Genomic DNA, 20,296 nt, shown 5'->3' on the forward strand with positions numbered 1-20,296 from the left:
GTAGACTAATGGTATTTAAAAGGTATGATCATGGGAACTCTTGGGGGAGAATCACGTGAACACGCCAGTAACGGAACAACTGCATCAGGATGCACACGGGCTGGATACCCGTCCGCTGATCGAGGTGGCAAACCTGCTGGCAACTTCGCAGGCATCGGCGGCGAAGGCTCCGCTGGAGGCCTTGGCCTCATTGTGCGGCGGCGCACAGGCGATGGCTAATTCCATCCGGTCAGGCGGGAAGCTTCGCTACCTGGCAGCGGGATCTTCCGGCCTCATGGCCGCATCAGATGCATTGGAACTGGGGGGCACATTCTCAATCCCGACTAAACAGATTGCCATTCATATGGCAGGCGGCCTGCCAACTACAGCTGAAATGCCGGGCGACGTGGAAGACGCGGCGGATACGCTGGAGTATGAACTGGCTGACCTGCACACGGATGACACTCTGATTGCGGTTTCGGCCAGCGGAACGACGCCTTATACGATAGCTGCTGCCAAGATGGCGCAGGCGAAAGGCGTTCCTGTCATCGGGATTGCCAACAATTCGGGATCACTATTGCTGCAACTGGCGGATCATGCCGTGTTGTTGCCGACGCCGCCCGAATTGATCTCCGGCTCAACCCGAATGGGAGCGGGAACCGCGCAGAAAATCGCGCTGAACATGTTGTCGACACTGATGGCTGTGGAGCTTGGACACATTCAGGACGGTATGATGATCAATCTGCGTGCAGACAATGACAAGTTGCGCGCACGAGCCAACGGGATCGTCTGCCAGTTGACAGGCGTGACGGCCGAACGCGCCGATGCGGCGCTCGGATCCACCGATGGCGCGCTGAAAAGCGCCGCACTCGTTGCTGCCGGCGCCTTATCCGTCGAAGCGGCCGAGGCGCTGCTGACAGAGACAGCGGGCCATTTGCGCCCTGCCATGAACCGGCTGAAGCAAAACAACGAAACTACAAACCTGGGAGAGACCAAATGAAACGTAATGTCCTAAGCCTTGCCTTGATGAGCACCGCGCTTGTCGCAAGTGGCGCCTATGCGCAGGATGCAACGATCACGATCGAAAGCTGGCGCAACGACGACCTTGCCCTGTGGCAGGAAAAGATCATCCCCGCGTTTGAAGCCGCCAATCCCGGCATCAAAGTCGTGTTTTCCCCGTCGGCCCCCGCGGAATACAACGCTGTTCTGAACTCGAAGCTTGAAGCAGGCTCTGCCGGTGATCTGATCACCTGCCGCCCGTTCGATGCGTCGCTGGCCCTTTATGAATCAGGCCATCTGAGCGATCTGTCTGATCTGGATGCGATGAGCAATTTCTCAGACGTCGCCAAATCTGCATGGCAGACCGACGATGGCTCGGCCAGCTTCTGCGTTCCAATGGCTTCTGTGATCCACGGCTTCATCTACAACAAAGACGCGTTTAATGAGCTGGGTATCGAAGTCCCGACCACCGAGGCCGAGTTCTTTGCCGCATTGGACAAGATCAAGGAAGACGGCACCTATATCCCGATGGCCATGGGCACCAATGACCAGTGGGAAGCCGCCACCATGGGCTATAACAACATCGGCCCGAACTACTGGAAAGGTGAAGAAGGCCGTCTTGCTCTGATCAAGGGTGATCAGAAACTGACTGATGCCCAGTGGGTTGCCCCCTATGCGACGCTGGCCAAGTGGGCCGACTATCTGGGAGACGGGTACGAAGCACAAACCTATCCCGACAGCCAGAACCTGTTCACGCTGGGTCGTGCAGCGGTCTATCCTGCGGGCAGCTGGGAAATCTCGGGCTTCAACACGCAGGCCGATTTCGAAATGGGCGCCTTCAAGCCGCCGGTCCAGAACGCGGGCGACACTTGCTATATCTCGGATCACACCGATATCGGAATCGGCATGAATGCCGCCAGCGAAAACCCGGAAGCGGCCCGCACATTCCTGGCCTGGGTCGCAAGCCCTGAGTTTGCAAGTATCTTCGGAAACGCCCTGCCCGGCTTCTTCCCGCTCTCCAACACTCCGGTCGAGTTGGAAGATCCGCTGGCCAAGGAAATTGTCGGTTGGCGTGAAGAGTGTGAAAGCACGATCCGTTCGACCTACCAGATTCTGTCACGCGGCACGCCGAACTTGGAAAATGAGACCTGGGGCGCGTCTGTTGCCGCCATCAAAGGTGCTGAGACACCAGAAGCGCTCGGCCAAAAACTGCAGGACGGTTTGGCCAGCTGGTATGCACCGCACCAGTAAGCTCTAAGCCACTCACTCAAACCGGACGCGGCCAGCGTCGCGTCCGGACCTTTTTCCCCGGAGAGTCCCATGCAAACCCGCCGCATACGCTGGCACATTGCCGTTTTCCTCGCCCCTGCGGTGCTGGTTTACACGGCGGTGATGATCTTCCCCTTGTTCAACACGCTGCGCCTCGCACTGTTCACCGAGGTGGATCAGACACGTATCTACGTGGGCCTGCAGAATTTCCGCACGTTGTTCTTCGATCCGATCTGGTCCGAGCAGTTCTGGAACGCTTTGGGCAACAACTTCTGGTTCTTCCTGATCCACATGCTGGTTCAGAACCCCATCGGTATCGCTCTGGCTGCACTACTTTCGCATCCCCGCCTGCGGTTTGCGGCGCTCTACCGGTCTGCGATTTTCATCCCGACGATCCTCAGCTTTGTGATCGTGGGCTTTGCCTGGAAACTGATCCTATCGCCACTCTGGGGCATCGCGCCTTCGATGCTGGACGCGGTTGGCCTGAAATCGCTGTTTGCGCCATGGCTTGGCAAGGAAGAATACGCCCTGACCACGCTGGCGCTGGTCTCAGTCTGGCAATTCGTTGGCATCCCGATGATGCTGATCTATGCCGCCCTGCTTTCGATCCCCGAAGAAATCCTCGAGGCCGGAGAAATCGACGGCATCACCGGAGCCTCGGCCTTCTGGAAGATCAAACTGCCACTGATCATCCCCTCGATCGGGATCATTTCGATCCTGACATTTGTGGGCAATTTCAACGCCTTCGACCTGATCTACGTCTCGCAAGGCGCGTTGGCGGGGCCGGATTTCTCGACCGATATCCTTGGTACCTTCATGTACCGCACCTTCTTTGGCTTCCAACTGCAACTGGGCGACCCGCATATGGGATCGGCCATCGCTGGGGCCATGTTCGCGATCATCCTTGTGGGGGTCTGCATCTACCTCTTCGGCATCCAGACCCGGATGCGCCGGTATCAGCTGTGAGGGCGAACGGATGAACAAAGCACGCCATAACCCGCTGAACACGGTCGCCATGCACGGGGCGCTGATCCTCTACACGTTGATCGCCCTCTTCCCGGTCTTTGTGATCATCATCAACAGCTTCAAAACCCGACGCTCGATTTTCCGCGAGCCACTCGCCCTGCCCGATGCCGAAAGCTTCTCGCTGATCGGCTACCAGACGGTGATGAAACAAGGGGATTTCTTCCTTTATTTCCAGAATTCTCTGATCGTGACCGTGGTTTCGCTGGCCTTTGTCTTGCTGTTCGGCGCCATGGCCGCCTTTGCGTTGAGCGAGTACAAGTTCAAGGGCAACACGCTGATGGGGCTGTACCTGGCGCTTGGGATCATGATCCCGATCCGTATTGGTACCGTTGCTATCCTCGAGATGATGGTCGCAACCGGGTTGGTGAACACCCTTTGGGCGTTGATCCTTGTCTATACCGCACAGGGTCTGCCTTTGGCCGTATTCATCCTGTCCGAGTTCATGCGGCAAGTCTCAGACGACTTGAAAAACGCCGGTCGCGTGGACGGGCTGTCGGAATACACCATCTTCTTCCGGCTAGTCTTGCCGCTGGTTCGCCCCGCCATGGCGACCGTGGCTGTGTTCAACATGATCCCCATATGGAACGACCTGTGGTTCCCGTTGATCCTCGCCCCGGCTGAGGAAACCAAGACCCTGACCCTGGGCAGCCAGGTTTTCATCGGTCAATTCGTCACGGACTGGAACGCGGTTCTGTCGGCGCTGTCCATGGCGATCCTGCCGGTGCTGGTGCTCTATGTCATCTTCTCGCGCCAGCTGATCCGGGGCATCACGTCCGGAGCCGTCAAATGACCCGGGTTCTGGTCGTCGGTCTCGGCAATATGGGCCTCAGCCACGCGCTGGCCCATCACAATCACCCGGACGCACAGATCGTGGGTCTGGTGAACCGGTCCGGTCGCGTGGACCACCCCGATCTTGCGAGTTATCCCGCCTATTCGGATTTTCAAGCTGCTCTGGCCGATACAAACCCAGATATGGTGGTTGTCGCCACTTATTCTGATAGCCATGCCGATTTTGCCTGCGCAGCAATGGAAGCCGGCGCACATGTCTTTGTTGAAAAACCGCTGGCGACCACTGTGGCTGATGCCAAACGCGTCGTCGCGAAAGCCATTGAAACCAAACGCAAACTGGTCGTCGGCTATATCCTGCGTCACCACCCGTCGTGGATGTGCTTGATCTCCGAGGCACGCGACCTTGGCGGGCCCTATGTGTTCCGTCTGAACCTGAACCAACAGTCGTCAGGTGCCGAGTGGGAGACGCACAAGGCCCTGATGCAGACCACCTCACCCATCGTCGATTGTGGCGTGCACTATGTCGATGTGATGTGCCAGATCACTGGCTCCGATCCCGTCCGCGTGCATGGCATGGGCTTGCGCCTGAGCAATGAGATCGCCGAGGATATGTATAACTACGGCCAGTTTCAGGTGATCTTCGAGGACGGCTCAGTCGGCTGGTACGAGGCCGGTTGGGGCCCGATGATGTCTGAGACCGCGTTCTTCGTGAAAGACATCGTGTCGCCCAACGGATCGGTCTCGATCACCGATGGCAATAAGGGCGCATCGGCCGATATAGACGGTCACACCAAGGTCGGTGGCTTATTGGTCCATCGCCCCGAGGGCGACAAAACAATTGAGATGCCGGATGAACCCGGCCATCAGGAACTCTGCGACGCCGAGCAAGCCTATATGCTGCGCGCCATTGCTGAAGACATCGACCTGACCCGCCACATGAACGACGCCGTGCAGTCGCTGGCTATCTGCCTGGCAGCAGATGAAAGCATCCGCACCGGCCAACCTATTTCGCTGAAAGAGGCACGCCCATGACCGCCCTGACGCTTACAAACGTGAACAAGTCCTTCGGCACTGTTGAGGTCTTGAAAGATATTAACATTGAAGTGGAAGACGGCGAATTTGTCGTTTTCGTCGGCCCATCGGGCTGTGGTAAATCCACGCTGCTGCGCGTGATCGCGGGGCTGGAGGATGTAACCTCGGGTGAGGTCCGCATCGGCGGAGAGCTGATGAACCTAACCCCACCTTCGAAACGCGGCATCGCGATGGTGTTCCAAAGCTACGCGCTGTACCCCCACCTGAATGTGCGCAAAAACATGTCGCTGGCTCTGAAACAAGAAGGCCAGAGCAAGCAGGTCATCGAGGAGCGTGTCTCCAAAGCCAGCAAGATGCTCAACCTTGAACCCTATATCGACCGCTACCCGTCAGAACTGTCTGGCGGCCAGCGCCAACGCGTCGCGATCGGTCGCGCCATCGTGCGTGAACCCAAGCTGTTCCTGTTCGACGAACCTTTGTCCAATCTGGACGCAGCACTGCGTATGAATACGCGGCTGGAAATCGCGAACCTGCACCAACAGCTTGATGCCTCGATGATCTATGTCACCCATGACCAGACCGAGGCGATGACGCTGGCAGACAAAATCGTAGTCCTGCGCGACGGGCGTGTTGAACAGATTGGCAGCCCGATGGAACTGTACAACAACCCGGCAAACCAATTTGTCGCCGGTTTCCTTGGCGCGCCTTCGATGAACTTCTTCCCAGCCAGTCTGATTGGCGAGGGCGCGGATGTGACAACGGGTATCCGGCCTGAGGATCTTTTCTTGTCAGATGACGGCCCGGTGACCGCAGATGTCACCCATGTCGAGCATTTGGGCGGCGACACCAATGTCATCGCGATGATGCAAGACCACCAGATCACCGCGCGCCTGTTCGGCCAGCATCAGGTCGGCGCGGGCCAAACGATCCGCTTCGGATATGAACCCGGTCGGGTTTATCGCTTTGACGCGGAAGGCGCGCGATTGGGCTAAGAGCAGCCCGGTCCGCTGTTGGCGATCAGAGATCCGCAACGGACTGCACCCGATAACAGTTTCTGCTAGACTCGTGCTATGAGCGGGCCGCATAGCTACAGTTTCCGTCAAGTGACCATGGATGATCTGCCCCTGCTCAAGCAGTGGCGGTCAAATCCGCACGTTCAGGAATGGTGGGGCAGTGATGAGCCCAATAGCGCGGTGGAGCTGACCGATGTCAGGGTAGATAAGTGGATCGTATCCATCGATGCAAAGCCTTTTGCTTATATACAAGACTACACGGTGCACGGTTGGCCGGACCATCACTTCATTGATCTTCCCCACGGATCGAGAGGGATTGACCAATTCATCGGCCCATCCGACATGGTGGGACTTGGGCACGGAACGCGGTTCATTGGCGCAAGGATGCAAGCTCTGTTTCAGGCTGGTGTACCTGTGATTGGCACCGATCCGCACCCGGAGAATGTAAGGGCAATAGCTGTCTACAAGAAGCTTGGGTTTAAGGCGCTCGGGCCCGCCCGAGAAACCCGGTGGGGTTTGATCCTGCCTATGGTGGCGGCGCGATAGACGTTTGTTTTAGTTTCGATCAGCGGCGGCGGGTCGCATACGCGAGACGGCTTTGGCAGCCGCCTCACGCAATACGAGTTGCTATCAAACGAACCGATTGACGTAGTTTTCCAGCTTTTCCTGACGACCCGACCTTGGGGCCGGGTTGATGCCATCGGACAGGACACGCGCGGCGATGTCATCCAAATTGCTGGTCAGCATGGTTTGGGCCTCAGGTGTGTTCCAACCCGCATACCTGTCGGACAAGGCGGCCTCTAACCCGCCATCTTCGATCATCGCAGCGGCGGCTTTCAGGCCACGGGCGCAGATGTCCATTCCCCCAATATGTGCAACTATGAGGTCCTCGGCATCGATGGATTGACGCCGAATCTTTGCGTCGAAATTCGTGCCGCCTGTAGTGAATCCACCAGATTTCAGAATGTAGTAATAGGCCAGCGCCACCTCGGGTGTGTTGTTGGGGAACTGATCCGTGTCCCAGCCCGACTGGTAGTCATTCCGGTTCATATCGATGGACCCCAACATCCCTTCTGCCGCAGCAACCGCAATTTCATGCTCGAAACTGTGATCGGCCAGAATGGCATGACCCTGTTCAAGGTTGAGCTTCACCTCATCTTCGAGACCATATTTCCTGAGGAACCCGATGCAGGTGGCCGCATCATAATCATACTGATGTTTTGAGGGCTCTTGAGGTTTGGGCTCGACAAGGATCGCACCTTTGAACCCGATCTTGTGCTTATACTCGACCACCATGTTCAGGAACCGGCCCATATGGTCCAGCTCGGTACCCATGTCGGTGTTCAGCAGGGTTTCATACCCTTCGCGTCCCCCCCACAGCACATAGTTCTCTCCGCCCAGTTTGTGGGTTGCGTCGATGCAGGATTTAACCGTGGCCGCGGCAAAGGCAAACACCTCAGGATCAGGGTTCGTGCTTGCCCCCGACATCCAGCGCCGGTGACTGAACATATTGGCTGTCCCCCACAGCAGCTTGGTGCCAGACACCTGCATCTTTTCACCGATATAGTCTGTGATCTCTTCAAGCGTTCTCAGATTATCGGCGAAATTCCCCTGCTCGGGCCGGATATCTGCATCGTGCCAGCAGAAATAGGGCTGACCAAGGATATCAAACATCTCAAATGCGATGTCCGCTTTCAGGCGGGCTCGGCCCATATCGTCCTGCGGGTGCCAGGGTCGTGTGAAGGTAGCGCTTCCAAAAGGATCGCCACCTTCCCAAGCAAATGAATGCCACCAGGCGACGGCAAAGCGAAGATGGTCTTCCATCCGCTTGCCCATCAAGATCTCGTCCGGATTGTAGTGACGGAAGGCCAGCGGGTTTGTGCTGTCTACACCTTCGAACTCTACCGGCCCGATCCCGTCGAAGAAGCCGCTCGTCATATCCTTCACCTCATTCCGTCTTTTCGCCGGGTTTCTTGCCCAGAATGATCATCGACAGCAGATCGTCATCGGTGACATCCGCGATATCCACCGTTCCGACCAGCTTGCCGTTTTTCATAACCGACGCGCGGTCGCACAGGTCCATCACTGCGTGCACATCATGGTCGATCAGGAAGATCCCGATCCCCTGAGCCTTGAGCTGGTGGATCAGATCGGCCACCATCTGAGTCTCATGCGGACCCAGAGCGGCGGTCGGCTCGTCCATGATCAGAATGCGCGCATTGAAGTATACAGCACGCGCAATGGCCACGGATTGACGCTGCCCCCCGGACAGGGCAGAGACGGGATCGTTGAACTTCTGAAAATTCGGGTTGAGCTGCGCCATGATCTTGCGGCACTCCGCCTCCATCGCCGCGTCGTTGACCAGACCAAAGGGCGTTACCATTTCACGCCCAAGGAACAGGTTCGACGTGGCATCCAGATTGTCGGCCAGGGCCAGGGTCTGGTAGATCGTCTCGATATTGTTGGCCCGCGCGTCCCTTGGATTGCCGATCTCGACGGGATTGCCGTCAATCAAAATCTCACCGTGGTCCATCTGGTAAGCACCAGACAAAACCTTGATCAGAGTGGATTTTCCGGCCCCGTTATGGCCCAGCAGCCCAACGACTTCGCCGGGGTAAAGGTCGACAGACACCTGATCGACCGCCTTGATCCCACCGAATGAGATGGAGATATCCCGCATCTCGACCAAGGGTGCGGCACCGGATCCACGACCGGTATTCGGGGTCGTTTTTTGCGTTTCCTGAGCTTGCATCACTTAGCCCCCAATCGCTTGCGATAGACGATGTCGATATAGACCGCCAGCACCAGCACGCTGCCGACAACTATGTTTTGGAAAGGTGCATCGACGCCGACCATGGCCATGCCAGACTGAAGCGCCTGCATGATCAAGGCCCCAAGAATGGCACCATAGATCGTACCGATCCCACCCGACAGTGCCGTGCCGCCAATCACAGCAGCAGCGATGACGCGTAGTTCATCCAACGTGCCGATATCGTTCGAGTGGTTGGCCAGACGGGCTGAGGCCACGACCGCTGAGACGGCACAGAGGAACCCCATGAGGGCAAAGATTTTAACAGTCAGCAACCGGGTGTTGATGCCCGACAGTTCAGCCGCATCCGGGTTGCCTCCGGTCGCAAAGATGTACCGCCCGAACCGTGTTTTGCGCGCCACCACGGTCAGGCTGACCGCGACGATGATCAGAATGAGAACCGAGATTGGGATGCCATATCCGACAATCAATCCCTCTGGCATGATCTCTCCGCGTGCTTCGAACATACGCTCCAGCCTGCGGGTTGGGATGGCATAGCTGTTCACGATGAACACATATCCCAGAATGGCGATGGCAATGATCGCAGCGAGGGTTGATTCCGCCCAGACTGGTTTGACCGGGAACCCATGCGCTGCTTTGGCGCGACGCCCGCTCCACAAGGCCCAAATTGCGATGACAGTTGCAAACAGTCCAAACAGCCAGCTGACGGTCGTGCCCAAGGTCCCATTGGTTCCGCCAAACATCAGGAAGGTGCTGTCCAGCGGTCCGATGGTCTGGCCACTGGTCATGTACCAGGCCACGTTTCGCCAAACCAGAAAGCCGCCCAGTGTCACAATAAATGCCGGTATGGTTAGATAGCCAACCATCCATCCGTGAAAAGCACCGATCAGCGTACCGACAAGAAGCCCAACAACGATTGTAATCGCCCATGTCAGCGGGTTGTTCAGCCCCAGCCCCAGCATATGCGGCAACAGCTCCGTCTGGGTCATTGCCATTACAGCCGAAGTTGTCGCCAGCAGCGCACCGACAGATAGATCGATATGACGGGTCACGATGATGAAGACCATACCGCAGGCCATGATGGCGACCGAGACGGTTTGAATCGACAGGTTGAACAGGTTTCGGGGTGTCAGGAACCGCCCATCCGTGACGATATTGAACCCGATACACAGGATGACAAAGGCGCCGATCATGCCCAAAAGCCTCATATCCAGTTCCAATTGCTGGAACAGGTTGGGCTTGTTTTTTTGGGGTACCGGCTGAGACGAAGTTTCGGTCATTTCCGATCTTTCAATATCAGCAAAGGTCCCTGGCCCAAGCAAAAGGGCCAGGGAATTTAGGTTTAGTTACAAGGTGCAGGTCCGTTCTCGACACCCTGGCACAGGGCGTCCTGCGAGATCCACCCAGCGTCCACAACAACACTCAGGTTGTCTTTGGTGATCGGAACCGGGGCCAAAAAGACAGATGTCATTTCGGTGCCACCGGGCGAGGTCCAGCTAACTGCGCCGTCAACATCCCCCGCGCTGGTTCCGCTGCTGAGCGCAACAGCGATTTCGCCGGCTGCTTTACCCAATTCGCGGGCGTCTTTCCAAACCGATACAGTTTGTGTGCCCAGGGCAACGCGGTTTAGCGCAGCGTGGTCGCCATCTTGACCTGAGACAGGGATACCTTCCATCCCTTGCGCGGTCAGTGCCGCGACAACACCACCAGCGGTACCGTCATTCGAGGCGACGACCGCGTCAACGTTGTTCTCGTTGGCGGTCAGGATTTGCTCCATGTTCCGCTGCGCATTGGCGGGCAGCCAGCCATCTGTATAGGCCTCGCCCACGATCACAATGTCACCGCTGTCGACAGCCGCGCCGATGATCTCTTGCTGGCCACCACGCAGGAAGTCTGCGTTTGGATCAGTCGGCGAGCCTTTGATCATGACATAGTTGCCCTTGGGCATGGCTTCGAAAACCGCGCGTGCTTGCATCCGACCCACTTCGACATTGTCAAAGGTCAGATAAAAGGCGCGATCATCTTCGATCAGACGGTCATAGGCGATGACAGGAATACCTTCATCGGCGGCGGCCTGAACGGCGGGGCCGATGGCCTGTGCGTCCTGCGCCAAAATGATCAGAGCATCTACACCCTGAGCGATCAGGCTTTCGATATCAGACAGCTGTTTTGCCGAAGATGATTGTGCATCAGCCGAGATGTATTCAGCACCACCGGCTTCCAACGCCGACTTGATGGCAGCTTCGTCGGTCTTCCAACGTTCTTCTTGAAAGTTGGACCAGCTTACGCCGACAATCGGTTCAGCGAAGGCCGCCGATCCCATCAATGCAACCGCAGCCGAAAGGCTGAGAAGTTTTTTCATGATTTCCTCCCGTTTTTTCCAAGCCATCTCGAAGTCGATTCGTGGCTTTCAGAATCGGGAGTAGCATATTTATTTCAGTCAGTAAAATATTTAGTCTGTTCGAAACTCAAAAATGCCCATAAATTAATAGGAAGATCAGATTCGGATGGGCAAGATGCTGAAAAGCAAAGCTTCTCAAACTTCGATAGAACAGCGAAACACGACCCGCATGCGGGTTCTCGACCATATCCGAAGTCGGGATTTAGTCTCGCGCATCGATATTGCCAGCGCGCTTCAAACCAGCCCTGCCACGGTTACATCAGCCACTGCAGACCTGATCTCAGCCGGTTTGATCAAAGAGGTTCCAGGCGATCCACCCTTGAAATCATCCAAGCGGGGGCGCCCGCGGGTTTTGCTGCAACTGGATGGAGGGTCTTACCTTGTGGCGGGCCTCAAGGTTGCGCGTCATGCGATGTCGGTGATCCTAGTTGACTTTCAGGGCACGCCTTTGGCCTCGTATAACCATCCGCTGACCGACGCACAGATGACGCCCGAGGTTTTTGTCAGAACTATTCGCGATGCACTGCAAGAAACCAGCGCACAGATCGGCAAAACGCTAGAGGATTTGTCCGGGGCCTCAATTGGCGTTGCCGGGCTTGTTGATGCAGAAAACAACTTTGTCCATTGGTCGTCATCCCTGACGGAAAGAAACATCGATTTCGGTCAGATCCTCCCAAAGGCGATCCCTTGCCCGGCCTTTATCGAGAACGACGCCAATCTTGTCGCCAAGGCCGAACAGCATTTTGGCTACGGCAAAGGCTTAAGGAACTTCCTTGTCGTGACCATCGAACATGGCGTGGGTCTTGGCATCGTTCTAGATGGCAAGCTCTATCGCGGCGAACGGGGCTGCGGGGCGGAATTCGGGCATGCCAAAGTGCAGCTAGACGGTGCGCTCTGCCAATGCGGTCAGCGCGGGTGCCTTGAGGCCTATGTAGGCGACTACGCACTGATCCGCGAGATGACAGTTGTGGATCAAAACCAAAACCCAAGGACCGTTGCTGATATCTACGACAAAGCGCGAAGCGGCGATGTAATGGCCGCCTCGGTACTTGGTCGCGCGGGTCAGATGTTTGGTTTGGGAATTTCCAACCTGATAAACCTGTTTGACCCCGAATGCATCATTCTGTCCGGGGGGCAAAAAGGGCTGGAGCATCTTTATTCGGATGAGGTGATGGCCCGTATCCGCAGCGGCGTTGTGAATGTGGATACCCCTCTGCCCGAGATCAAAGTACACCATTGGGGTGATCAAATGTGGGCCAAGGGCGCAGCGGCTTATGCGATCGAGCAGGTCTCGATCCTCAAGGTAAAGGACATTCCGGCACATGCGTCCTGAGCTGTTTGTTCTTCTGATGTTGCCCTCGGCACTAGGGGCGGAGGTGCAAACCCCGCATTTCACGCCGGTCGAGATTGAAAGCCATATCTACGATGGCGGGTGGGAGCATTTTGTAGGTGGCGGAGTCGCTGTCTTTGATTGTGACGGGGATGGCCTGCCTGAGCTGTTTGCAGCGGGTGGAGTTAACTCATCGCAGCTGTTTCGAAACACTTCATCAGGCAGCGTATCATACGATGCCAATACGCCCGAAGAACTGAAACTAACGGGTGTCACTGGCGCCTATCCGCTGGATATCGACAGCGATGGCATTCTGGACCTCGCCATTCTGCGGGTCGGTCCCGATCTGCTGATGAAGGGCGCGGCGGATTGCCGGTTCAGCCCTTTCACCACGCTTGGGTTCCAATCAGACGATCATTGGACAACCGGATTTTCCGCGACTTGGGAAGATGGACAAAACCTACCGACCCTTGCCTTTGGCACATATGTTGACCGCAGCAATCCAGATGGCCCGTTCGAAGCCTGCGGCCCAACGGTTTTGTACCGATCAAAGGACGGCAGCTATCTGCCACCGGCGCATCTGGAACCGGGGTATTGTTCCCTTTCAATCCTGTTCTCCGACTGGTCTCGGTCCGGGCGCGCGGACCTGCGTGTTAGTAATGACCGCCACTACTACGTAAAGGGAGGTCAGGAGCAGCTATGGGCGATGGAACCAGAACCCACGCTCTACTCTGCCGAGGACGGGTGGTTGCCCTATTCAATCTGGGGCATGGGCATCGCGTCGCGTGATCTGACCGGAGATGGCTTCCCCGAAGTCTATCTGACTTCGATGGGTGATCAGAAATTGCAGATGTTCGACCCCGAAGCCACGGGGCCGACTTGGCGCGATGCAACCTATAAACGGGGCACAACTGCCCATCGTCCGCATGCAGGTGGGGATGGTCGCCCTTCAACCGGCTGGCATGCGCAGTTCGGGGACGTCAACAACGACGGACGGGATGATGTTTTCGTGGCCAAAGGCAATGTAGAACAGATGCCTGATGCGGCCCTGAACGACCCAAACAACCTGCTTCTGCAGGACCCGCGGGGTCAGTTCGCAGAAGCGTCGGTGGCGGCAGGCATCGCCTCGATGGCAAAATCGCGCGGTGCGGCTTTGGCGGATCTCAACGCGGATGGCTGGCTAGACCTGGTGGTTGTCAATCGAGGCTCGGCGCTTGAGCTTTATGAAAGCCTATCCCAGAGCGGAAATTGGCTATTGATCGAGGTTTCTCAGGACCGTTCAAACCGGTTTGCTGTGGGCGGGTTTATCGAGATCAAGACGCCCGCAGGCCTACAGACCCGAGAAATTACTGTTGGCGGAGGACATGCCAGCGGCATCGCCGGACCGCATCACTTTGGTCTGGGCGTGACCGACACAGCCGAAGGGCGGGTTATCTGGCCAGATGGACAGATCGGAGACTGGCAGGCGTTTGGAGCCAACCAGAGCATTCGGATCGAACGATGATCAGCGGTCGACTGGCAACCCGCTGGGTACCTGATCCGGGATACCGAGCCGCACGGCAGGGTCCTCAAGACTGGTCAGGAAGGCCAGAATTGCATTGACCTCCTCATCCGTCAGGCTGATCTCGGCCAATTCATTGGCATTGGCTATCGCTTCTACGTGATCCGCGTCCAGCAAAGCCTTTTGATCAGATGTCACGGGGAACTCCGGCAGCAGAGCCATATCGGTCGAATAACTGCGCAAGGCGCTTTCCGGATCAAGGTGGTGACGCACCACATCTTCGAGTCGCGCATAGGCGCCGCTATGACCATAAGGCGCCGTCAGTGTCACATTGCGCAGTGATGGCGTGCGGAAGGCGAAGGCATCATTCGCGTCCCCTGTGACACGCAACCGGCCGTCATCGCGGACATGGCTTTCAAATCGGGCGCTTTTTCCGGGCCCGATCTGAGGCATGGCAATAGCGTGAAAGCTGTGATCCGTCTGAAACCAGCCTGAATGGCAGGTGCTGCATCCTGCCTCACCATAGAACAGATCGGCGCCCAATTGCGCATCTGGTGTCAGAGGTTCCTCACCGCGCATGGCCCGGTCAAAGGGGCTGTTGTCAGCGCGCCATTCAAAGGCGATGAAATCCGCGATCACGTTGGCGATGGCGGTAAAGGTGATTTCCTCTCCGGGCAACACCCGATTAAACCACGCCTGATATTCGGGGATCGACGCAACACGGGCTGCGATCAGATCCCAGGCCCCACCTTCCTGAGTGAGCAGGCCAAGACGTACAGCCTGACTGACATCGTTTTCGGAATAGTGACCTGCCATCTCATCCGGTGACAGCACAGGAAACATCGCCTGCGCAGCCAATGCCGATTGGAACCCGGATCGCATATTCGTGCCCAGGGGGGTGCGGATGCCATCCGGCTGCGTCGGATCAGCCTCAAGCCGACCATCATGAAAGAAAGTCGTGAATTCGGCCGCGCCGAGGTTCCAAAGCGCAGGCGAATTTCGCGGAATGCGCTGTTCGGGCAAGTTGTTCGGATCAAGCGCGCGTTCGGGCCCTAGACCCACACCCCCTTCGCCGATCCCCAGCGACAAACCATCGGATGTTCCGAGGTCAGGATGGTGACAGGTCGCACAGCTTATGTTTCTGTTGCCCGACAGGATCGGGTCGTAGAACAGTAGTTGGCCCAATTCGACGGCTTCGAGGTCGGGTTCAACAAATACCGGACTCGGGCCCAAATCCAGCGATGTTGCGTTTGCGGCTGATGCGAAGACAAAACCCCCGACAGCCAGTGTTCCGATCAATCTCATGCTGCATTCTCAGTGATTTCTAAGGTCAGGGTCTGTCGATAAGGGCGCTCTGGAGTGCACAGAATTGACGGAAAGGCCGCAACATTCGGCGCATTGGGGTATCCCGACGGCTCGATACACAGGCCCGCTCTGGGAGCGAAAGGGTCAGACAGACCTCCACCGGTGTAAATCTGCGCACCGGGCTGATCGGACCAGAGCTTCAGTTTCAAACCATTCGGCGCGGTGACTTCGGCGGCGGGTTGTTTGGCGCCCGTTCCGAACACAAAGAAATGATCCAGATCTACCCCCGCCTCCTTGATAGGTTTGGCAGAGCTGAAATCCATCGAGCCCCCAGCGGTCTTAGATATCGGGCCAAACGCTATTCCCTGATCGTCGGTGTCCAGATACCGGTCTGAGGCCAATTTTAGAAGGTGATCGGAAACGCCAGTTGTGCTGCCCAACGAATAGTAATTGTGCTGCGCGATACTGATCGGTGTTGGACGATCTGTTTGGGCAGCGACCGAATAGGTCAGACGTGGATATTCGAGTGTGACGCGCAGTTCGAATTGCACCTGCCCTGGAAAGCCGCAATCTCCATCAGGTGAGTTTAGGCACAACACTGCCTCATTCTCGGCAACCTGAGCGAGGGTCCAATGTTGGTGTGAAAGGCCCAAGCGCCCGCCATGCAGAGTGTTCCGGCCTTCATTCGCATCCAGCGCGAACAGCGCCTTGTCCAATGCAAATGACGCGCCTGCGATACGGTTGGCAACGCGACCGACGATGACGCCCAGATAGTTACGATCCGACAGGTAGTCCATGGGATCATCATAGCCCAGGATCATGGGAATGCCCTTGTACCACCAGCCTTGGGTTATCGCCCCATAGCTCAGCAGACATACGCGCATTTCACCACTTTCGAGGGTGGCTTGCTGGATCACTTGTCTGGTCATTTTTGCGCAAGCGGAGCCAGCGCCGCATAATATTGGCGATAGCTTTGATACGCCTGCTCATATGCGGCAAACAGATCGGCGCGTGGTTCGATAATGCTGCCCACCTCGGGCGGCGACATAACGTCGGTGGGTTCAGAACCACTGGCTGCACAAATTGCAAGGCGTGCAGCCCCAATTGCCGCGCCGAATTCGCCGCCACATGGCAGAGCCAGGGGTATTTGCAATACCGTCGCCAGTGTTTCCAGCCAATACGGGGATTGCGCCCCGCCGCCAACGGCCATCAGGCTGCTGGGCTCGGTTCCCGTGCTTCTGAGCGCTTCAAGGCAATCCCGCATAGCAAAACCGACGCCTTCCATAACCGCCTGTGTCAGATCAACGGGCCCCGAGGAGACATCAAGGCCCAGAAAAGCGCCTCGGATGGCGCTATCATTATGGGGCGTTCGTTCTCCGGACAGATAGGGCAAGAAGCGTGCCGCGGATGGCCCTTCTGGGGACTTTGGCAACGCGCCGGCCAGGTCACCGACGGATTGCCTAAGATTTCGAGATAACCAGTTCATGCAGTTTGTCGCAGACAGAATGACCCCCATCTGAATCCACCGGTCGGGCACTGCGTGGCAGAAGCAATGGACTGCCGTTTCAGGCTTGGGCGCGTATCTGTCGCGGGCCACCAACAAAACGCCCGAAGTGCCAAGCGACAGGAAACCCGCGCCATCTTCAACGCTGCCAATCCCGCAGGCCGCGGCCGCATTGTCCCCCGCTCCACCAGCAACAACCACCGGCCCAGTAAGACCCCAGTCTTGCCTCAGCTCTGACCTGAGGTCTCCGCCCGCTTCGCTGCCTTCAACCAGCCGGGGCATCTGGTCCAGACGCATATGGCTTAGCCGCAGTGCGGTTTCTGACCACGTGCGGCTACTGACATCCAGCCACGACGTGCCGGCGCTATCAGACATATCGCTGATGCACTCACCAGTCAGCCAAAGCCTTAAATAATCTTTGGGCAGAAGCACCTTCGCTACTCTGGAATAGACATCCGGCTCGTGCGTCCGCACCCATTCCAGCTTGGGCGCCGTAAAGCCCGGGAAGACAATGTTGCCGGATATGGCCCGCATGTCTGTGATCTGGTCCAACTTGGCTGCTTCCTGCGCGGCACGCGTGTCGTTCCACATAATACAGGGGCGCAGCACATTCAGATCGGCATCCAACAAAGTTGCCCCATGCATATGACCGCTTAGGCCAATCCCGCGCAGCTTGGAAAACTCCGTTTCATGCTTTGTCCTGATCTGGGCAATCACCGTTCTGCAGGCATCGATCCAATCCTCAGGCGCCTGCTCGGACCATCCGGATTGCGGATAGGATGTTGCAATCTCATGTTCGGCACTGCCGATGACGGTGCCAGCCTCCTCGATAAGAACACCCCTGAGCCCTGAGGTACCCAAGTCCAGTCCGAGATGCACGGCGATCTCCCCCTTATTATTTTATTAACTAAAATTATTACCTATGCGCGCATTGTCAACATCGGTCTCCGACAGATGCTCTATCACACGCCGTCTGCGAAAAGCCTAAGTTTGTTATCTGGTGTAGACCAGCATCGACCGGTTTCAGGGCGTTCGGTTCGAACATTCACAAACCGGTTTTTGATCATATGGCAAACAAAGCTTGATCTCTATGGGTGATGTCTCGTTATATGAGAACAAGTCTCACCATTCGATGGTATCCCGACTATATGCACCTAGAGCGTTTGATCAGCTTGCTAGAAACTATCGCCGTCATGGGTCGGCCTGTTTCGGTTGCTGAGGTGCAGATGGCCAGCGGCCTTCCCAAACCAACATGCTACCGGCAGGTGCAATCGCTTTTGGACCAGGGCCTGATTGAGGACCCAAACGGAGATGGGCGCTACGTGATTGGTGATCGCCTGATCCGTATCGCGTTGCTCGGCAAGTCCGATATCGATGTGCGCCGCGTGTCCGCCCCGGCATTGCGCGCGGCGGCTACGACCTTCAACGAAACGGTTTTTCTGGCCCGGTTTCGAGACAGCAAGATCGAAATCATACATGTCGAAACCCCCGAGGACCCGGCCCGTGCATTTGTGCATCCTGGCCTCGGGGAACGCCCTTTGCATGCGTGTTCCTGCTCGATGGCGATAGCGGCCTTTGCCGAGCCGGGTTTTCAGGACACCATCCTGAACGGCGCGCTCAGGGCCTTTACAGATCACACCAAAACGACGCGCGACGAGCTGATTGAGGCGTTCAAGGTGATCCAGCAACAGGGTTTTGCCGATTGCGACCAGGAAATTGATATTGGTATCGCCAGCGTTGCGGCCCCGGTGGCTGTTGGCCGGATCGGGGTCACATTCAGCGTCGGCGCAGTTGGGCCGGTACGACGATTTGGAACTGACTACAGACAAGAAATTGGGGAGCAACTCAAAGACCTTGCCACAAAGGTCAGCGGCGCGATCCAACTGTGCAATGTTGGAGGTGTCTAGAGCAGAGATTCATCAAGACCTACAGGCGAACCCCAGCGAGGTGGGGTAAACAAAAGGGAGGACTACCATGAACTTACGACCAGATCCGACGTTTCACGCGTCACCCAAACTGGCGATGGAAGCGCCGGTCGAAAACTTTGCCTTCACCATTATGCTGGGCAAAGACGCCAGCCATCACGATGGGCTGGCCGTGATCGACCTTCGAAATGGCTCGGACACTTATGGACAAATCGTGCATACGGTCATGACCCCCACGACCGGAGACGAGTTTCATCATTTCGGCTGGAACGCCTGTTCTTCGTCCCTGTCCCCGCTCTCAGGTCATGCCTTTCTGGAACGGCGCTATCTGATCGTGCCAGGCATCAGATCAAGCCGCATCTACATCTTCGACGTCAAAGAGCCGCTGAAGGCCAAAATTCACAAAATCATTGAGCCAGAGGAAGTCTTTGCCAAAACCGGCTACTCGCGGCCCCACACGATCCATTGTGGTCCTGAGGGGATTTATGTCTCAACCTTGGGTGGCGCTGGCCCCGATGGCATAGATGGACCTCCGGGCATTTTCATCATGGACTGTGAAACCTTCGATATCATCGGGCGCTACGAGATGGATCGAGGCAAGCAGGACAAGCACTATGATTTCTGGTGGAACCTGCCGCAAGACTACATGGTCAGTTCAGAATGGGGCTTGCCGCCACAGTTTGAAGGCGGCGTTGTACCCGAGGATTTGCTGAGTAACAAATACGGCCATTCGATCCATTTCTGGGACCTGCGGGCACGCAAGAACATCCAGACCATCGACTTTGGCGAGAATTACCAGATGGCACTGGAAATCCGCCCGGCCCATGATCCGACAAAATCCTACGGGTTCTGCGGCGTCGTCGTGGATACCACAAATCTGCAAGGTGCGATATTCACTTGGTGGCGCGAGGATGACGGGACCTGGAACTCGAAGAAGGTGATAACCATTGATCCCCGCCCCGAAGACCCCGACAATCTGCCCGAGCTGCTGAAAGGGTTCAGTGCTGTGCCGCCTCTGGTCACCGATATCGACCTCAGCTTGGATGACAAATACCTCTATGTCGCGTGCTGGGGTCTGGGTGAGATGCACCAATACGATGTCTCTGATCCGTTCAATCCAGTTCTAAACGGCAAGGTCGAACTGGGTGGGATCGCGCGCGAGACTAAGCATCCCAATGGCAAAGACTTTATCTACGGCCCGCAAATGGTTGAGATCAGCCGGGACGGCAAACGTGTGTATTGGACCAACTCGCTCTATTCAACTTGGGATAATCAGTTCTATCCGCATCAGGAAGGCGGCCAGATGGTGATGGCCAATGTAGGAGACGATGGCAGCTTTGCGTTGGATCCAGATTTCTACATCAACTTCCCCGAGAACACGCGCGCACATCAGATCCGTCTGGAAGGCGGCGACTGCTCGACTGACAGCTTCTGCTATCCTTCCGTGTAAGTT

General features: G+C 56.8%; 18 protein-coding genes. 11 read left to right on the forward strand and 7 right to left on the reverse strand.

Annotation, left to right across the window (positions count from 1 at the left end; genetic code table 11):
* Nucleotides 1–55 precede the first annotated feature (55 nt).
* The 7 genes from ACR0EL_RS07305 (at nt 56) to ACR0EL_RS07335 (ending at nt 6,653) form a co-directional block, all read left to right on the forward strand.
* Nucleotides 56–979, forward strand: a complete 924-nt coding sequence (locus ACR0EL_RS07305; RefSeq protein WP_480499107.1) for an N-acetylmuramic acid 6-phosphate etherase — start codon at nt 56–58, stop codon at nt 977–979.
* Nucleotides 976–2,229: an ABC transporter substrate-binding protein gene (locus ACR0EL_RS07310; RefSeq protein WP_480499108.1), complete on the forward strand. Its 1,254-nt coding sequence runs from the start codon at nt 976–978 to the stop codon at nt 2,227–2,229. Before ACR0EL_RS07305 ends, ACR0EL_RS07310 begins: the two co-directional genes overlap by 4 nt.
* Before the next feature lie 69 nt (nt 2,230–2,298).
* Nucleotides 2,299–3,213, forward strand: coding sequence for a carbohydrate ABC transporter permease (locus tag ACR0EL_RS07315; protein ID WP_039534942.1), 915 nt, complete (start codon nt 2,299–2,301; stop codon nt 3,211–3,213).
* Between the two features lie 10 nt (nt 3,214–3,223).
* Entirely contained in the window at nt 3,224–4,063 is an 840-nt protein-coding gene (locus ACR0EL_RS07320; protein ID WP_353009981.1) for a carbohydrate ABC transporter permease, read from the forward strand.
* On the forward strand, nt 4,060–5,094 hold the full coding sequence (locus ACR0EL_RS07325) for a Gfo/Idh/MocA family protein (RefSeq protein ID WP_480499109.1): 1,035 nt from the start codon (nt 4,060–4,062) through the stop codon (nt 5,092–5,094). Before ACR0EL_RS07320 ends, ACR0EL_RS07325 begins: the two co-directional genes overlap by 4 nt.
* Nucleotides 5,091–6,086, forward strand: coding sequence for an ABC transporter ATP-binding protein (locus tag ACR0EL_RS07330; RefSeq protein ID WP_353009975.1), 996 nt, complete (start codon nt 5,091–5,093; stop codon nt 6,084–6,086). Before ACR0EL_RS07325 ends, ACR0EL_RS07330 begins: the two co-directional genes overlap by 4 nt.
* Nucleotides 6,087–6,164: 78 nt before the next feature.
* Nucleotides 6,165–6,653, forward strand: coding sequence for a GNAT family N-acetyltransferase (locus ACR0EL_RS07335; RefSeq protein ID WP_480499110.1), 489 nt, complete (start codon nt 6,165–6,167; stop codon nt 6,651–6,653).
* Nucleotides 6,654–6,737: 84 nt separating this feature from the next.
* Here ACR0EL_RS07335 and xylA read toward each other — a convergent pair whose 3' ends face one another.
* The 4 genes from xylA to xylF all read right to left on the reverse strand — a co-directional run bounded on the left by xylA (nt 6,738) and on the right by xylF (nt 11,239).
* Nucleotides 6,738–8,045 carry a xylose isomerase gene (gene xylA / locus ACR0EL_RS07340; RefSeq protein ID WP_480499111.1) on the reverse strand — a complete coding sequence of 436 codons (1,308 nt, stop codon included), beginning with the start codon at nt 8,043–8,045 and terminating at the stop codon, nt 6,738–6,740.
* A gap of 10 nt (nt 8,046–8,055) precedes the next feature.
* The gene (locus tag ACR0EL_RS07345) at nt 8,056–8,859 is read right to left on the reverse strand and encodes an ATP-binding cassette domain-containing protein (protein WP_480499112.1); all 804 of its coding nucleotides are present in this window, start codon (nt 8,857–8,859) and stop codon (nt 8,056–8,058) included.
* Complete coding sequence (locus tag ACR0EL_RS07350; RefSeq protein WP_480499113.1) at nt 8,859–10,157, reverse strand: sugar ABC transporter permease; 1,299 nt, start codon at nt 10,155–10,157, stop codon at nt 8,859–8,861. Before ACR0EL_RS07350 ends, ACR0EL_RS07345 begins: the two co-directional genes overlap by 1 nt.
* 62 nt (nt 10,158–10,219) lie before the next feature.
* Entirely contained in the window at nt 10,220–11,239 is a 1,020-nt protein-coding gene (gene xylF, locus ACR0EL_RS07355; RefSeq protein WP_480499114.1) for a D-xylose ABC transporter substrate-binding protein, read from the reverse strand.
* 154 nt (nt 11,240–11,393) lie between these two features.
* Between xylF and ACR0EL_RS07360 the strand changes: the two genes are divergently transcribed.
* Both ACR0EL_RS07360 and ACR0EL_RS07365 read left to right on the forward strand, forming a co-directional pair.
* On the forward strand, nt 11,394–12,611 hold the full coding sequence (locus ACR0EL_RS07360; protein WP_480499115.1) for an ROK family protein: 1,218 nt from the start codon (nt 11,394–11,396) through the stop codon (nt 12,609–12,611).
* Entirely contained in the window at nt 12,601–14,112 is a 1,512-nt protein-coding gene (locus ACR0EL_RS07365; protein ID WP_480499116.1) for a CRTAC1 family protein, read from the forward strand. The genes ACR0EL_RS07360 and ACR0EL_RS07365 overlap by 11 nt, the downstream gene beginning before the upstream one ends.
* Here the strand turns inward: ACR0EL_RS07365 and ACR0EL_RS07370 are convergent, their stop codons facing one another.
* From ACR0EL_RS07370 to xylB, 3 genes are read right to left on the reverse strand one after another with little or no spacing between them, the layout of a single operon-like run.
* The gene (locus ACR0EL_RS07370) at nt 14,113–15,414 is read right to left on the reverse strand and encodes a cytochrome-c peroxidase (protein WP_480499118.1); all 1,302 of its coding nucleotides are present in this window, start codon (nt 15,412–15,414) and stop codon (nt 14,113–14,115) included. It abuts the gene before it with no gap.
* Nucleotides 15,411–16,343, reverse strand: a complete 933-nt coding sequence (locus ACR0EL_RS07375) for an aldose epimerase family protein (protein WP_480499120.1) — start codon at nt 16,341–16,343, stop codon at nt 15,411–15,413. Before ACR0EL_RS07375 ends, ACR0EL_RS07370 begins: the two co-directional genes overlap by 4 nt.
* Complete coding sequence (gene xylB, locus ACR0EL_RS07380; RefSeq protein WP_480499122.1) at nt 16,340–17,797, reverse strand: xylulokinase; 1,458 nt, start codon at nt 17,795–17,797, stop codon at nt 16,340–16,342. Before xylB ends, ACR0EL_RS07375 begins: the two co-directional genes overlap by 4 nt.
* A gap of 230 nt (nt 17,798–18,027) precedes the next feature.
* On the opposite strand from xylB, the gene ACR0EL_RS07385 reads away from it, so the two are divergent.
* The gene (locus ACR0EL_RS07385; RefSeq protein WP_480499124.1) at nt 18,028–18,825 is read left to right on the forward strand and encodes an IclR family transcriptional regulator; all 798 of its coding nucleotides are present in this window, start codon (nt 18,028–18,030) and stop codon (nt 18,823–18,825) included.
* Nucleotides 18,826–18,892: 67 nt separating this feature from the next.
* A complete protein-coding gene (locus tag ACR0EL_RS07390; RefSeq protein ID WP_480499126.1) occupies nt 18,893–20,293 on the forward strand; it encodes a selenium-binding protein SBP56-related protein in 1,401 nt (466 codons plus the stop codon).
* Nucleotides 20,294–20,296: the final 3 nt, after the last annotated feature.

Source organism: Ruegeria sp. AH12, assembly GCF_056541465.1.

Coding starts and splice junctions, on each gene's coding strand:
- ACR0EL_RS07360 (WP_480499115.1), top strand. CDS start 11,394: ATGCTGAAAAGCAAAGCTTCTCAAACTTCGATAGAACAGCGAAACACG.
- ACR0EL_RS07375 (WP_480499120.1), bottom strand. CDS start 16,343: ATGACCAGACAAGTGATCCAGCAAGCCACCCTCGAAAGTGGTGAAATG.
- ACR0EL_RS07335 (WP_480499110.1), top strand. CDS start 6,165: ATGAGCGGGCCGCATAGCTACAGTTTCCGTCAAGTGACCATGGATGAT.
- ACR0EL_RS07350 (WP_480499113.1), bottom strand. CDS start 10,157: ATGACCGAAACTTCGTCTCAGCCGGTACCCCAAAAAAACAAGCCCAAC.
- ACR0EL_RS07315 (WP_039534942.1), top strand. CDS start 2,299: ATGCAAACCCGCCGCATACGCTGGCACATTGCCGTTTTCCTCGCCCCT.
- ACR0EL_RS07310 (WP_480499108.1), top strand. CDS start 976: ATGAAACGTAATGTCCTAAGCCTTGCCTTGATGAGCACCGCGCTTGTC.
- ACR0EL_RS07325 (WP_480499109.1), top strand. CDS start 4,060: ATGACCCGGGTTCTGGTCGTCGGTCTCGGCAATATGGGCCTCAGCCAC.
- ACR0EL_RS07365 (WP_480499116.1), top strand. CDS start 12,601: ATGCGTCCTGAGCTGTTTGTTCTTCTGATGTTGCCCTCGGCACTAGGG.
- ACR0EL_RS07390 (WP_480499126.1), top strand. CDS start 18,893: ATGAACTTACGACCAGATCCGACGTTTCACGCGTCACCCAAACTGGCG.
- ACR0EL_RS07370 (WP_480499118.1), bottom strand. CDS start 15,414: ATGAGATTGATCGGAACACTGGCTGTCGGGGGTTTTGTCTTCGCATCA.
- xylA (WP_480499111.1), bottom strand. CDS start 8,045: ATGACGAGCGGCTTCTTCGACGGGATCGGGCCGGTAGAGTTCGAAGGT.
- ACR0EL_RS07320 (WP_353009981.1), top strand. CDS start 3,224: ATGAACAAAGCACGCCATAACCCGCTGAACACGGTCGCCATGCACGGG.
- ACR0EL_RS07385 (WP_480499124.1), top strand. CDS start 18,028: ATGAGAACAAGTCTCACCATTCGATGGTATCCCGACTATATGCACCTA.
- ACR0EL_RS07345 (WP_480499112.1), bottom strand. CDS start 8,859: ATGCAAGCTCAGGAAACGCAAAAAACGACCCCGAATACCGGTCGTGGA.
- xylF (WP_480499114.1), bottom strand. CDS start 11,239: ATGAAAAAACTTCTCAGCCTTTCGGCTGCGGTTGCATTGATGGGATCG.
- ACR0EL_RS07330 (WP_353009975.1), top strand. CDS start 5,091: ATGACCGCCCTGACGCTTACAAACGTGAACAAGTCCTTCGGCACTGTT.